This window comes from Pseudoduganella sp. GW821-FHT12E03, from assembly GCF_058807115.1.
Genome location: NZ_JBXAQJ010000003.1, coordinates 540,736 through 553,796, shown reverse-complemented (window position 1 = coordinate 553,796; position 13,061 = coordinate 540,736). Strand labels below are relative to the sequence as shown.

At 59.7% G+C, this 13,061-nt stretch carries 12 protein-coding genes and 1 tRNA gene; 10 read left to right on the top strand and 3 right to left on the bottom strand.

The genetic code is table 11. The annotated features are described in order from the left end of the window. Positions 1 to 63 precede the first annotated feature (63 nt). Positions 64 to 1,614, bottom strand: coding sequence for a site-specific integrase (locus AC1RRC_RS10220; protein ID WP_493055344.1), 1,551 nt, complete (start codon positions 1,612 to 1,614; stop codon positions 64 to 66). Positions 1,615 to 1,767: 153 nt separating this feature from the next. Next, positions 1,768 to 1,841, bottom strand: a tRNA-Pro gene (locus tag AC1RRC_RS10215). Positions 1,842 to 2,062: 221 nt separating this feature from the next. Here AC1RRC_RS10215 and AC1RRC_RS10210 point away from each other — a divergent pair. From AC1RRC_RS10210 to arsC, 8 genes are all read left to right on the top strand, one after another. Beyond that, positions 2,063 to 3,202 (top strand): methyl-accepting chemotaxis protein, encoded by a 1,140-nt coding sequence (locus tag AC1RRC_RS10210; protein ID WP_493055343.1) that lies wholly within the window; start codon positions 2,063 to 2,065, stop codon positions 3,200 to 3,202. 9 nt (positions 3,203 to 3,211) lie between these two features. After that, a complete protein-coding gene (locus tag AC1RRC_RS10205; RefSeq protein ID WP_493055342.1) occupies positions 3,212 to 3,580 on the top strand; it encodes a response regulator in 369 nt (122 codons plus the stop codon). After that, the gene (locus AC1RRC_RS10200; protein ID WP_493055341.1) at positions 3,577 to 3,876 is read left to right on the top strand and encodes an STAS domain-containing protein; all 300 of its coding nucleotides are present in this window, start codon (positions 3,577 to 3,579) and stop codon (positions 3,874 to 3,876) included. The genes AC1RRC_RS10205 and AC1RRC_RS10200 overlap by 4 nt, the downstream gene beginning before the upstream one ends. A gap of 27 nt (positions 3,877 to 3,903) precedes the next feature. Then, positions 3,904 to 6,090, top strand: a complete 2,187-nt coding sequence (locus AC1RRC_RS10195) for a chemotaxis protein CheA (RefSeq protein ID WP_493055340.1) — start codon at positions 3,904 to 3,906, stop codon at positions 6,088 to 6,090. Between the two features lie 14 nt (positions 6,091 to 6,104). Then, complete coding sequence (locus AC1RRC_RS10190; protein WP_493055339.1) at positions 6,105 to 6,641, top strand: chemotaxis protein CheW; 537 nt, start codon at positions 6,105 to 6,107, stop codon at positions 6,639 to 6,641. 84 nt (positions 6,642 to 6,725) lie between these two features. Continuing rightward, entirely contained in the window at positions 6,726 to 8,786 is a 2,061-nt protein-coding gene (locus AC1RRC_RS10185; RefSeq protein ID WP_493055338.1) for a HAMP domain-containing methyl-accepting chemotaxis protein, read from the top strand. 57 nt (positions 8,787 to 8,843) lie between these two features. Then, a complete protein-coding gene (locus AC1RRC_RS10180; protein WP_493055337.1) occupies positions 8,844 to 10,661 on the top strand; it encodes a HAMP domain-containing methyl-accepting chemotaxis protein in 1,818 nt (605 codons plus the stop codon). An 87-nt stretch (positions 10,662 to 10,748) separates the two neighbouring features. Continuing rightward, complete coding sequence (gene arsC / locus AC1RRC_RS10175) at positions 10,749 to 11,096, top strand: arsenate reductase (glutaredoxin) (RefSeq protein WP_493055336.1); 348 nt, start codon at positions 10,749 to 10,751, stop codon at positions 11,094 to 11,096. Between the two features lie 47 nt (positions 11,097 to 11,143). On the opposite strand, the gene ispB is transcribed toward arsC, so the two are convergent. Then, positions 11,144 to 12,133, bottom strand: coding sequence for an octaprenyl diphosphate synthase (ispB, locus tag AC1RRC_RS10170; RefSeq protein ID WP_493055335.1), 990 nt, complete (start codon positions 12,131 to 12,133; stop codon positions 11,144 to 11,146). A 267-nt stretch (positions 12,134 to 12,400) separates the two neighbouring features. Here ispB and rplU point away from each other — a divergent pair, with 267 nt between their 5' ends. Next, entirely contained in the window at positions 12,401 to 12,712 is a 312-nt protein-coding gene (gene rplU, locus AC1RRC_RS10165) for a 50S ribosomal protein L21 (protein ID WP_493055334.1), read from the top strand. Between the two features lie 43 nt (positions 12,713 to 12,755). Continuing rightward, positions 12,756 to 13,013, top strand: a complete 258-nt coding sequence (rpmA, locus tag AC1RRC_RS10160; protein WP_493055333.1) for a 50S ribosomal protein L27 — start codon at positions 12,756 to 12,758, stop codon at positions 13,011 to 13,013. The last annotated feature ends 48 nt before the right edge of the window (positions 13,014 to 13,061 follow it).

The following is a 13,061-nucleotide window of genomic DNA, read 5'->3' as shown; positions in this document are numbered from 1 at the left end:
AAACATCGGCGGTACGCATGTGTTGGGGAGCCTCCGTCACCCCAATACGTTGGACTTGCCGTATCAACGCCCCGCGAACAGCGGAATGACCTTTGCCGTCCTATTCGTCTTTGCTTGTGGTGGCTGTGGTGTTTGAGTGGGGGCATCCGCGGCGATGTCTGCCATGCTGAGTCCCTGCCCGGAACGGATACGTTTGCGGCCACGATGGGAGTAGGGCAGTGTGCCCTGGTCTTTTCCGGCGAATGCCTCGTCAAGCTTGGCTGCCAGCTGCGTCGTGCACAAGTGGGCGTAGCGCAAAAGCATCCGGACGTCTCGGTGCCCGCTGAATGCCTGAAGGTCAATCAACGAGAATGCCGATGTTTCCGCCACTTTACTAATCCCTTCATGCCGAAGGTCGTGAATATGCAAGTCCTCGATACCCGCTCGTGTCACGATGCGAGTCCAGGCATTTTGCAGCATGTCCACAGCTATCGGGAAAACATAGCAGCTGTCACGCGGTAGGCGCTCCATCATATCCATAAGCCCTGCACGCAAGGGGAGCTTGCGGGGGCGCCCGTTCTTGGTTTCCGCCAGGTACGCGCTGCGCAGTTCGAAATCGACATCATCCCAGCGCAAACTGAGTGTTTCGCCTCGACGAGCCGCCGTCATGATTTGAAACTGAATATAGGTTTCATATAGCGGGATATGGACGTAGTCGGCGTTTGCATATTCGTTGGCAATTTCCAAGGCCTCCTGTATATGTCGCTTCCTAGCGTACGTTGTTGGCAAGGTTTTCGCATGCTTGCGTTTTTCCGCCATCAGTTGTTCAGCGCGCAGCGCAATTGAACGGAGGCGGTCCTCCTCGATGGCTGCCGTCAGTAGTCGTGCTGCCTCGTCACCCTTGAGGCGGCGGTCGCGCTCGTTGAAGTATTTAGGACGCCGGACACCATCCATCGGGTTATCGCTCAGGCGATGCTTCCAGACTTTTGTAGCGACCGTCAAAATGGCCCTGATGACATCAAGTTCCCGGTCAATGGTGGCAGGCGCAACATCGAGTGCGCGGTCCCGCATGTAATCTTCGATGTCCGTGGTTTGAATTTCGGCGAGCGGCTTACGCATCCACTGAATTGCTGTGGCCGGTTTGCGCATCATAGGACGTACCGCTGCTGCATTGCTTTTGGTCTTGGCGACTTTGCCGGCCTTGCCTCTATTGCCAGTGCCTTCAAGGTCTTCAAGCCATCCCAAGCATTTATATTTCTCGACCTTGCTCCAGCCCTTGTTCTTTGGACCTTCTTCTTCGATATAGCGGCGCAGCATGCCCTCGAAGGTGACCTTGTGCGCCTTGGTGTAATCGGCAAAGAGGCCGGTGCGGCGCTCCGCTTCGATGCGCGCGATGGTGTCTTCCGCTTCTTGACGGGTGCCGAAGGTGAAGCTTTGAGCGGGATAACCGCGTTGACGTATACGGATGAAGTAAGCGTCCTCACCCTGCGTAAGCGCCGGTTTCAGACCTTGCGCCTGCAGCGCCATGGCGTATTGCTTGGCTTGCTCGAGATTCACGAATTGGAATTCGCGACAGAGGTCATCGCGATGTTTGACATTGACGGTGTAGCGGCTGCGATTTTCAATACTGGCCATGCGGGGCTCCTTGTTATATGGAACCCGTCAAGCGAGCAAGACTTTGATTTGAATGCCACAACGTTGCCACAGTTTTGCCACAGGGGGCACCAACAAGCTCTGGCTAAGTGCGAATCGCGTTCGTATCTTATTGAAAATAAAGGGATTTTCGAATCGGGGTGACTGGATTCGAACCAGCGACCTCTACGTCCCGAACGTAGCGCTCTACCGGGCTAAGCTACACCCCGACGGTGTACATGCCTGTTGGTCAATTATTTAACCAGAATGGAATTGCGTTGGCAAGTTGACAGGATTGATTGTTGCGCAGCTAGCGCACGGGCTCCCTTCGATTTAACAAGCCGTGGCTTTTTATGGACAAGACAGTCGATATTGCAAACCGCCAATTTCTTTTTGAGTAGAATGAACTGGCAGTGTCAGAAGGTTCTTACCCTATGAAAGAAGATTCCCATTGAGCTCACTTCTGGACAGTTCCGGCGGCCGTCTCTATCCCGCCGTCCTCGCAATTGCCGGCGCCCTGATGGCGCTGTTTTGGCCCGGCGCAGGTTGGCTGGGTATCGTTGGAGCCCTCGCATTCATTGGTGTTGGCGTGGCGGCGTGGTTGCAGCTGGGTGTGGCTGCGCCGGCCGGGCGCGATGATGTGCCGGCTTACCTCGAACAACGCCAGGCGTTCAGCGAAGCCGTGATGCCGGTGTGGTGCCGCCAGATCGAAGCGTCGCGCAGCCAGATGGAAGACGCGGTGGCGGAACTGGCCGGCCGCTTTTCCGGCATCGTCGACAAGCTCGACACCGCCCTGCATTTATCGAGCGCCACCGACCATGGTGAAGCGTCATTGTCGCAAGTGTTTTCGCACAGTGAAACCCAGCTGGGCGAAGTGGTGGCCACCATGAAGGCGGCGCTGGAATCGAAGCACGCGATGCTGGCGCGGATCCGTGAACTGGAACAATTTACCCGCGAGTTGCGCGACATGGCCGAAGGCGTGGCCAGCATCGCGGCGCAGACCAATTTGCTGGCGCTGAACGCCGCGATTGAAGCGGCGCGGGCTGGCCCGGCCGGACGCGGCTTCGCCGTGGTGGCGCAGGAAGTGCGGCACCTGTCGAACCGCTCGGCCGAGACCGGGCGCAGCATTAGCGACAGGGTCGGCAAGATCAGCTCGGCCATCGTGTCGGCCTGCCATGCCGCCACCGAATCGAGCGCCGCGGAAGATGAAGCTATGCGATCTTCAGAAGGCACCATCGACAACGTGCTGCGGGAATTCCGCAACCTTACCGACGCCATGGCACAATCGTCTGAACTGTTGAAACAGGAAAGCGTCGCCATCAAAGGCGAGGTCGGTGAGGCGCTGGTGCAACTGCAATTCCAGGACCGCGTCAGCCAGATGCTGGGCCACGTGCACCACAACATGGAAATGCTGCCGGTGGTGATGGACGAGAACCGGCGCAACTATGAAGCAGGGGCGGAATTGCAGGCGCCGGATGCGCAAGTGCTGCTGGGTGAGCTGGAGAAAACCTATGCAATGGCGGAAGAACATGCCATCCACCGGGGTGAAATGGCGACCGCCAAAGCCTCTGATGAAGTGACCTTTTTCTAGGAATACACAATGGCTAAAACCATCATGGTGGTCGACGATTCCGCTTCCCTGCGCCAGGTGGTCGGCATTGCGCTCAAAGGCGCAGGCTACGACGTGGTGGAGGCAATGGATGGCATGGACGCGCTGTCCAAACTCAAGGGCCAGAAAATCAACCTGGTCGTATGCGACGTGAACATGCCGAACATGGATGGCATCACGTTCGTCAAGGAAATCAAGCAATTGCCGAACTATAAATTCACGCCCGTGATCATGCTGACCACCGAGTCGCAGGAAGGCAAGAAGAAAGAAGGGCAGGCGGCCGGCGCCAAGGCCTGGGTCGTGAAACCGTTCAAACCGGAAGTGCTGCTGGGCGCCGTGGCGAAGCTGGTGTTGCCATGAGTACCGGCCATGTTGCCATCGATGGCGAACTCAACATTTATCGCGCGGCGGATTTGAAAACCCTGCTGCAGGGCGAACTGGCGCGCAGCAATGTGCTGGAAGTGGACCTGGCCGGCGTGACCGAAGTCGACAGCGCGGGACTGCAAGTGCTGATGCTGGCCAAGCAGACGGCCAGGGCGGAAAACCGCGAACTGCGCCTGGTCGGGCACAGTCCGGCGGTACTGGAAGTCTTTGAATTGCTGGACCTGGGCGCGTGGTTCGGCGACGCCCTCGTGATCGGCCCGCGGGCTGCTTAATTTCTGGCGTTAACAGGAGCAAGGACAATGGATCTGGACCTGGCGTTACAAACGTTTATCCTGGAAAGCCGCGAGCTGCTGGAAGACATGGAAAATGCGCTGCTCAATGCCGAACAGGCGGGCGGCCATGAATCCGTGCATGCGATCTTCCGCGCCGCCCATACCATCAAGGGTTCCGCCGGCTTGTTCGGCCTCGACCACATCGTGGCCTTTACCCACGTGGTGGAAAGCTTGCTCGACGATGTACGCGACGGCAAGCTGGCGATGACGGATGAGCTGATTGTGTTGCTGCTGTCCTGCTGCGACCACTTGTCCGGCATGATCAACGCCATCGACGCGGGCCAAACCGATCCGGACCCGGAGATGCTGGCGGCGGGAGCGCCACTGCTGGTGCAACTGCGTGCGTACATGGGCGAAACCGATGATGGCCACGGCGCGGCGCCGGCTGCCAGTGCGCTGGTGGCGGAACCGGATCACCCGGGCGTGGAACGCATTGAAGAGCAAGGCGGCGGTTCCAGCGACGCCTGGCATTTGTCGCTGCGCTTCGGTCCCGACGTGCTGCGCGACGGCATGGACCCGCTGTCGTTCATCCGCTACCTGGGCCAGATCGGCCGCATCGTCGGCATCGTCACCTTGACCGATGCGATTCCCGCCGCCGACAAGATGGATCCGGAAACCTGCTACCTCGGGTTTGAAATCGCGCTGGAAACCGAAGCGGACAAGGCGTCCATCGAAGGCGTGTTTGAATTCGTGGCGGACAATTGCATGCTGCGCATCTTGCCACCGCGCACCCGTATCGATGAATACGTGCGCCTGATCCGTGAATTGCCGGAACAAAAAGCCATGCTGGGCGAAATGCTGGTGCGCTGTGGCGTCATCACCCAGCGCGAACTCGACAATGCGCTGCACGCCCAGGCCCAGGCTGGCGCCACGCCGGCCGCCACGCCGCCGCTGGGCGCCGTGCTGGTGGGACAGGGCGCGGCCGAGCCGGCCATTGTCGAAGCCGCGCTGACCAAGCAAAAACAATCGGTGGAAACCACCAAGCCGGCAGAAAGCCGTTCGATCCGTGTCGATGCCGACAAGCTGGACTTGCTGATCAACCTGGTCGGCGAACTGATCATTGTGGGCGCGTCGGCCAACCTGATTGCGCGCCAGGTGCGCAACAGCGAACTGCTGGAATGCACCTCGATGTTGTCCGACCTGGTGGAACAGGTGCGCGATTCCGCGCTGCAGTTGCGCATGGTGAAAATCGGCGCGACGTTCAACCGCTTCCAGCGCGTGGTGCATGATGTGGCGCGGGAGATCGGCAAGGATATCGGCCTGGCCGTCAGCGGTGAAGATACCGAACTCGATAAAACCGTGGTGGAGAAAATCGGCGATCCGCTGACGCACCTGGTGCGCAACGCGATCGACCACGGGATCGAACCGGCGGAAGTGCGCGCCGAGCGCGGCAAGCCGTTGCGCGGCACGGTGCGCCTGAATGCCTTCCACGATTCCGGCAGCATCGTGATCGAAGTGTCGGACGATGGCGGCGGCCTGAACCGCGACCGTATCTTTGCCAAGGCGGTCGAGCGGGGTTTGGTGGAAGCGGATCGCAAGATGAGCGACACGGAAATTTATGGGTTGATCTTCGAGCCGGGTTTTTCCACGGCGGAAAAAATCACCAACCTGTCCGGCCGCGGTGTCGGCATGGATGTGGTGAAGAAAAACATCACGGCCTTGCGCGGCACGGTGTCGGTCGACAGCGCGCCGGGTCTGGGCACCACGGTCACCGTGCGCTTGCCGCTGACCCTGGCCATTATTGATGGCTTCCTGGTCGGCCTCGGCGATTCCACTTTCGTGGTGCCGCTCGACATGATCGACGAGTGCATCGAGTTCGCGTCCGAAGCGGGTCACGATTACACCAACTTGCGCGGGCAGGTATTGCCGTTCATCCGCCTGCGCGACTTGTTTGGCGTCGATACGCCGCCGCCGCGGCGCGAAAGCATCGTTGTGGTCAAGCACGCGGGCCATCGGGTCGGCCTGGTGGTCGACAGCCTGCAGGGCGAATTCCAGACCGTGATCAAGCCGCTGGGGCGCATGTTCAGCCAGCTGCGTTGCATCAGTGGTTCCACCATCCTCGGTAACGGCGAAGTGGCGCTGATCCTCGACGTGCCGGCAATTGTCGGCCAGGGCTCCGGCATCACGGCCGAAGTGCCGCAACTGGCCGCTTAATCAGGAGAATTTTTATGACCGCAGTCGCACATGTAAGCCGTAACGCCGTTGCCGCCTCCGCGGCGGAAGACAGCCAGCAATTCCTCACCTTCATGCTGGGCGGCGAAGTATTCGCCATCGGCATCCTGGCGATCAAGGAAATCATCGAGTACTCTGGATTAACCACGGTGCCGCTGATGCCGGAATGCGTGCGCGGCGTGATCAACTTGCGCGGCGCGGTGGTGCCGGTGATGGACCTGGCGGCGCGCTTTGGCCGCCCCGCCACGCAAATCGGCAAGCGCACGGCAATCGTCATTGTCGAGATCGATGCGGATGGCGAACAGCAGGTGGTGGGCGTGATGGTCGATGCGGTCAATGCCGTCATCGATATTGCACCGGCCGACATTGAAAAAGCGCCCCAATTTGGCGCGCGTATTCGCAGTGAATTTATCTCGGGCATGGGCAAGGTGAATGGCAAGTTCGTCATCCTGCTCAATACCGACCAGGTGTTGTCTGTTTCCGAACTGGAAGCCATGGCCGGCGTCTCGAACCTGGCCGGCGCGGAAACCTAAACCCAGCGACAACATCATCAGTCTATCGCCCCGGCTCCCGGGGCGCGGTCTTCCATTGTTTTGCGAGAACAAGGAGTTGTTGCCATGACTGTTGTCCAGCGTCTTTCCATCCTCATTGGCGCCGTTGTCCTGGGTCTGTGCACCCTGGCCGGCGTCGGCCTGTACCAGACCGAAAAGGTCTACACCACCACCAATTACACCAATGTGAATGTCGTGCCCAGCATCCTCATGCTGGACAAGGGCTTTGCCTCGCTGGCGCTGCTGCGCACCCAACTGTGGCAATACATCATGCTGACCGATCCCGCGAAAGTCACCGAATGGGAAGGCAAGATGGCCACCAACGCGCGCGGCGTGGAGTCGGCGCTGGCCGAGTATGAGCGCACCATGGTGTCGGACGACAAGGACAAGGCGCTGCTGGCGGCGGATAAAGCCGGCTTCGTCGAATATGAAGCCGTGCGCGCCCGCGCCATGGCGCTGGCCCGGTCCGGCAAGGCCAACGAGGCACGCGACCTGATCCTGGCCAACCAGGGGCTGCTGGCCAAGGTGTGGGATGCGTTCGAGGCGCACCGCCAGTACAACGCGGACAATGGCAAACGCTCGGCGGACGAGGCGGCGGCGGCCAAGTCGCATGCCATTACGCAAGCCATGGTAATTGGCATCGTGACCTTGTTGCTGGTGGTCGGCATCGGCGTCTACATCATCCGTTCGCTGATGCGGCAACTCGGTGGCGAGCCGGCCTATGCGGCCAAGGTCGTGGAAGAAGTTGCCCATGGCAATTACACGGTCGATGTGAAGCTGCGCGACGGAGACCAGTCCAGTCTGCTGTATTCGATGAAAACCATGGTCGACAACTTGCTGGCGCAGATTGGCGGTGAGCCGAAGTATGCGGCCGGCATCGTGCAGGAAGTGGCGAAAGGCAATTACGACATCGATGTGCGCCTGCGCGACGGCGACAAGTCCAGCCTGCTGTATTCGATGAAGCAAATGGTTGACCAGTTGCTGGCGCAAATTGGCGGCGAGCCGTCGTATGCGGCCGGCGTGGTGCAGCAGGTGGCGCAGGGGAACTTCGCGGTGGACGTCAAGCTGCGGCAGGGCGACCAGGCGTCGCTGCTGTATTCCATGAAGCACATGGTGGACAAATTGCTGGAGCAAATCGGCGGCGAACCGGCGTATGCGTCGCGCATTGTCAGTGAAGTGGCGCGGGGGGATTTGACGGTACAGGTGCAACTGCGTCCTGGCGACCAGAGCAGCCTGCTGTTTGCCATGAAAAACATGGTGGACAAACTGGCCTCGGTGCTCAGTGAAGTCAGCTCCGGCGCCGTCTCGCTGGCCAACGCGTCCGAAGAAATTTCCGCCACCGCGCAATCGCTGTCGCAAGCCGCCTCGGAACAGGCTTCCGGTGTCGAACAGACCAGCGCGTCGGTCGAGGAAATGACGGCGTCGATTGCGCAAAACACGGAAAACGCCAAGATCACCGATTCCATGGCCGGCAAGGCCGCGCTGGAAGCCAATGAAGGCGGCTCGGCCGTCAAGTCCACGGTGGAAGCGATGACGCAGATCGCGAAGAAGATCAGCATCATTGATGACATCGCGTACCAGACTAATTTACTGGCGCTCAATGCCGCGATTGAAGCGGCGCGCGCCGGCGAGCACGGCAAGGGCTTCGCGGTGGTGGCGGCCGAGGTGCGCAAGCTGGCTGAACGCAGCCAGATCGCGGCGCAAGAGATTTCCGAAGTGGCCGGCAGCAGCGTGGACCTGGCGCAAAAGGCCGGCAAGCTGCTCGATGAAATGGTGCCGTCGATTAAGCGCACGTCCGACCTGGTGCAGGAAATCACGGCGGCATCGGAAGAGCAATCGTCGGGCGTGGCGCAAATCAATTCCGCCATCAGCCAGTTGAGTCAAACCACCCAGCAAAACGCGTCCAGTTCCGAGGAGTTGGCCGCCACGGCCGAGGAGATGAGCGGCCAGGCGGAACAGTTGCAGCAGGCGGTGGCGTTCTTCCGCGTATCCGGCAATCTCCAGCGCCGCCCGGTCGCGCCCGTCAAACCGGCGCGCGGCGGCGGCAACAGCAAAACCATCAACAGCAACCACCGCGCCGTCTTGCAGGACGAAGCAATGGACGACGGCAGTTTCGTGCGGTTCTGAAGTCAGAATGAGGCGGCCGCCACGTGACGGCCGCCATGTTTCCAAGGGGAGGGGGCTATGTTGAACACTTTGACGGTTCGCGCCAAGCTGATTTTATTGATTGGCGTTGGCTTGGTGACTTTATTGCTGGTGATGGGCGCTGGTGTCTATGGCTTGAAAAAGAATGCCGAGTCGATCGATGACATTGGCCGCAACCGTATGCCCTCGATCTTAAACTTGATGCAGTTACAAAACAGCCAGGCGGCGTTGCGCTCGGCTAACCGCGTGATTGACAGCATTGCCGCCTATCCCAAGGAAATTAGTGAAATCGAGCGCCAGTTGAAACGCAAAAAAGATTTCTGGGGCGAAGCGGACAAGGCGTGGAAAGCCTATGAAGCCATGAGCCGCGATACCGAGGAAGAGGCGTTGTGGAAGCCGTTCGTCAAGGAATGGGAAGCGTGGAAGGCATTGGACCAGAAGTTCGACGCGATGGCGGAGGAGCTTATCAAGGCGCCGGAAGAAAAGCATGACGCGATGTTTGCTGAGATGCACAAATTCCTGTTCAACTTGCGCAAGGAATTCCTCGCGGCCGAAGCGGGGCTGGACAAGCTGGTCGAGCTGAACAACAAAGCCGGCACGGCGTCCGTGATCACTGCGGAAGAAAGCGCGTCGCGGGCGCTGACGCTGATGTATGTGCTGGCCGTGGTGGCGTTCCTGGGACTCATCTCGCTCGGCTACATGATCTTGCGCGGCATCTTGCGCCAGTTGGGTGGCGAGCCGGCGTATGCGGCGGGCGTGGTGCATGAAGTGGCGCAGGGCAATTTTGCGGTGGACGTCAAGCTGGAAGCCGGCGACCAGTCGTCGTTGCTGTATTCCATGAAAATCATGGTGGATAAATTGCTGGCGCAAATCGGCGGCGAACCGGCGTACGCATCGAAAATCGTCAGCGAAGTGGCGCGGGGCGATTTGACGGTGGATGTGAAGCTGCGTCCGGGCGATGAATCGAGCTTGCTGTTTGCCATGAAAACCATGGTGGACAAGCTGGCCTCGGTGCTGACCGAAGTGTCGAGCGGCGCGGTGTCGCTGGCCAATGCCTCGGAAGAAATTTCCGCCACCGCGCAATCGCTGTCGCAGGCGGCGTCGGAACAGGCGGCCGGTGTCGAGGAAACCAGCGCCTCGATCGAGGAAATGACGGCGTCGATTTCGCAGAACACGGAAAATGCGAAAGTCACGGATTCAATGGCGGGCAAGGCGGCCAATGAAGCGGCGGAGGGGGGCTCCGCCGTCAAGTCCACGGTGGACGCGATGAACCAGATCGCCAAGAAGATCAGCATCATTGACGATATCGCCTATCAAACCAATTTGCTGGCGCTCAATGCCGCGATTGAAGCGGCGCGCGCCGGTGAACACGGCAAGGGCTTTGCCGTGGTGGCGGCCGAAGTGCGCAAGCTGGCCGAACGCTCGCAAGTGGCGGCGCAAGAGATTTCCGAAGTCGCCTCGTCCAGTGTCGAGCTGGCGCAAAAGGCCGGCAAGCTGCTCGATGAAATGGTGCCGTCGATTAAACGCACCTCGGACCTGGTGCAGGAAATCACGGCCGCGTCGGAAGAGCAATCGACCGGCGTGGCGCAAATCAATTCCGCCATCGGCCAGTTGAGCCAGACCACCCAGCAAAATGCTTCCAGCTCGGAAGAGCTGGCCGCCACCGCCGAAGAAATGAGCGGCCAGGCCGAGCAATTGCAAGTGGCCGTGTCGTTCTTCCGCGTCAATGGCGGGGAAGTGCGCCGCACAACTTCCCGCAAGCAGGTCAACGTGCCCCGCACGGTGCGCCCGGTCGCGCGCCAGCGCAAGAACGAAGTGGAAGAAGATGTGGATGACGCCAGCTTCGTGCGGTTTTGATGTTCCATGACACCGGCTGGCGCGGCTTGCACGCGCCGCCCGGATCGCCTAGCATGGCGGCCTTCGTTGACGCGTTAAGGAACCGCCATGGCCATCACTATTTACCACAACAATGCCTGCAGTAATTCGCGCGGCGCGCTGGCGCTGATCCGCGCCACCGGCGTCGAGCCGGAAATCGTTGATTATCTGAAAAACCCGCCGACCCGCGAACGCCTCGCTGAACTGATCAAGGCGGCCGGTCTGACGGCGCGGGGCGCGATGCGCGACAAGGGCGACCTGTACGAGCAACTGAACCTGGCCGACCCGGCGCTGTCCGACGATGCGCTGCTGGACGCCATGATCGCGCATCCGGCGCTGATCAACCGGCCGTTCGTAGTGACGGACAAGGGCGTGCGCCTGTGCCGTCCGCCGGAGACGGTCAACCAGATCCTGTAAAGACAAACGGCGCCAGAAGGCGCCGTTGTTCATTGGAGAAGGACCGCTTAGTGATTGCGGTCCAGCGCGAAGCGCGCCAGTTGCAGCAGCGCGGTTTTATACACGCTTTCCGGCAAATCCTGCACCGCGTTCAACGCGCGCTCACCGGCTTCTTCCGCGGCGCGGCGCGTGTAATCGAGTGCGCCGCTGTTGGTGATGGCCGACAGGATGGCGTCGAAATGCTGTTCATCGCCATTTTCAATGCAGGAACGCACCAGGTCGCGCTGTTCCGCCGTGCCATGCTTCATCAGCCAGATCAGCGGCAAGGTTGGCTTACCTTCACGCAAATCGTCGCCCACGTTCTTGCCGATTTCCGCCGCGTCGCCGGTGTAATCAAGTACGTCGTCGATCAATTGGAACGCGGTGCCCAGCGAGCGGCCATATTCGCCGGCGGCGGCAACCTGGTTGTCGTTGGCGCCCGACACCAGGGCGCCCAGTTCCGCCGCGGCTTCGAACAGCTTGGCGGTCTTGGAGCGGATCACTTGCAGGTAGCGTTCTTCCGTCACGTCCGGGTCGTGCATGTTCAGCAATTGCAGCACTTCGCCTTCCGCGATCACGTTGGTGGCGTCGGACAGGATGCTCATCACGCGCATCGAATCGAGCGACACCATCATCTGGAAGGCGCGCGAATACAGGAAGTCGCCCACCAGCACCGACGCGGCATTGCCGAACAGGGCGTTGGCCGTGGCCCGGCCACGGCGCAGCGACGATTCATCGACCACGTCATCGTGCAGCAGGGTCGCGGTGTGGATGAATTCCACCACGGCGGCCAGCTCGTGATGCGCCACGCCTTGATAAGAATAGGCATTGGCCATCAACAGGACGAGGACAGGGCGGATGCGCTTGCCGCCAGCGCTGATGATGTATTCCGCGATCTGGTTTACCAGCGGCACGTCCGAGTGCAGGCGCTGGCGGATCACCACATTCACCGCGTCCATGTCGGGCGCGATGGTCTGGATGATGGTGTTTTGATTGGCGTGTTGGGTAGCGGCAGACAAGGCAAACCTGCAAGGGCTAGTAAGAAGTGCCGCGATTATACGTCATGGCAGTTGCCGCTGGCGATCAGGGGAGCACGCAGGCGGCACGCTGGCTCGCGGGGCATGGTGGATGACATACCATGGCAGCCGTGAATTTGGAATAGTCTTTGACGCAAATTTTCAATCTGTGTATAATCGCAGGTTCTCCCCGTTGTTAGTCGCCTTGCATGCAGTTCGTACGGCCATGCGCGGAGGAGGTTTTTTCAACATTTGATGAGGTTTCAAATCATGTACGCGGTCATAAAAACCGGTGGCAAACAGTATAAAGTTGTCGCTGGCGAAAAACTCAAAGTAGAACAGATACCTGCTGACATCGGTTCCGAACTCACCATCGATCAAGTTCTCGCGGTAGGCGCGGGCGAAGCCCTGAAATTTGGCACGCCACTGGTCGCAGGTGCAACGGTACAAGTGAAAGTAGTTTCCCACGGTCGTCACGACAAAGTACGTATCTTCAAGATGCGTCGTCGTAAGCACTACCAGAAACACCAGGGTCACCGTCAGAACTACACGGAAATCCAGATCGTTTCGATCAACGGCTAATCTGCTATTTTTTAACCATTAAGTCATATTTAGGAGCATCTAAATGGCACACAAAAAAGGCGGCGGTACTACCCGCAACGGCCGTGACTCGGAATCAAAACGCCTGGGCGTTAAAGTGTACGGCGGCCAATCGATCAACGCTGGCGGCATCATCATCCGTCAACGTGGTACCCCAGTGCGCGCCGGCGAAGGCGTAGGCACCGGCAAGGATCACACCCTGTTCGCCCTGGTGGACGGCAAAGTGAAGTTCGTGGTCAAGGGCCCGAACAATCACCAATTCGTGACCGTGGTAGCTGCTTAATCAGCCAACCAAGGATCGCAAAGTAAGGCGCAAGCCTTCGATCGAAAG

Bases quoted from the DNA above. Each gene is read 5' to 3' on its own strand.
- arsC (WP_493055336.1), top strand. From the start codon at position 10,749: ATGGCCATCACTATTTACCACAACAATGCCTGCAGTAATTCGCGCGGC.
- AC1RRC_RS10205 (WP_493055342.1), top strand. From the start codon at position 3,212: ATGGCTAAAACCATCATGGTGGTCGACGATTCCGCTTCCCTGCGCCAG.
- AC1RRC_RS10190 (WP_493055339.1), top strand. From the start codon at position 6,105: ATGACCGCAGTCGCACATGTAAGCCGTAACGCCGTTGCCGCCTCCGCG.
- AC1RRC_RS10220 (WP_493055344.1), bottom strand. From the start codon at position 1,614: ATGGCCAGTATTGAAAATCGCAGCCGCTACACCGTCAATGTCAAACAT.
- AC1RRC_RS10185 (WP_493055338.1), top strand. From the start codon at position 6,726: ATGACTGTTGTCCAGCGTCTTTCCATCCTCATTGGCGCCGTTGTCCTG.
- rpmA (WP_493055333.1), top strand. From the start codon at position 12,756: ATGGCACACAAAAAAGGCGGCGGTACTACCCGCAACGGCCGTGACTCG.
- AC1RRC_RS10180 (WP_493055337.1), top strand. From the start codon at position 8,844: ATGTTGAACACTTTGACGGTTCGCGCCAAGCTGATTTTATTGATTGGC.
- rplU (WP_493055334.1), top strand. From the start codon at position 12,401: ATGTACGCGGTCATAAAAACCGGTGGCAAACAGTATAAAGTTGTCGCT.
- AC1RRC_RS10200 (WP_493055341.1), top strand. From the start codon at position 3,577: ATGAGTACCGGCCATGTTGCCATCGATGGCGAACTCAACATTTATCGC.
- AC1RRC_RS10195 (WP_493055340.1), top strand. From the start codon at position 3,904: ATGGATCTGGACCTGGCGTTACAAACGTTTATCCTGGAAAGCCGCGAG.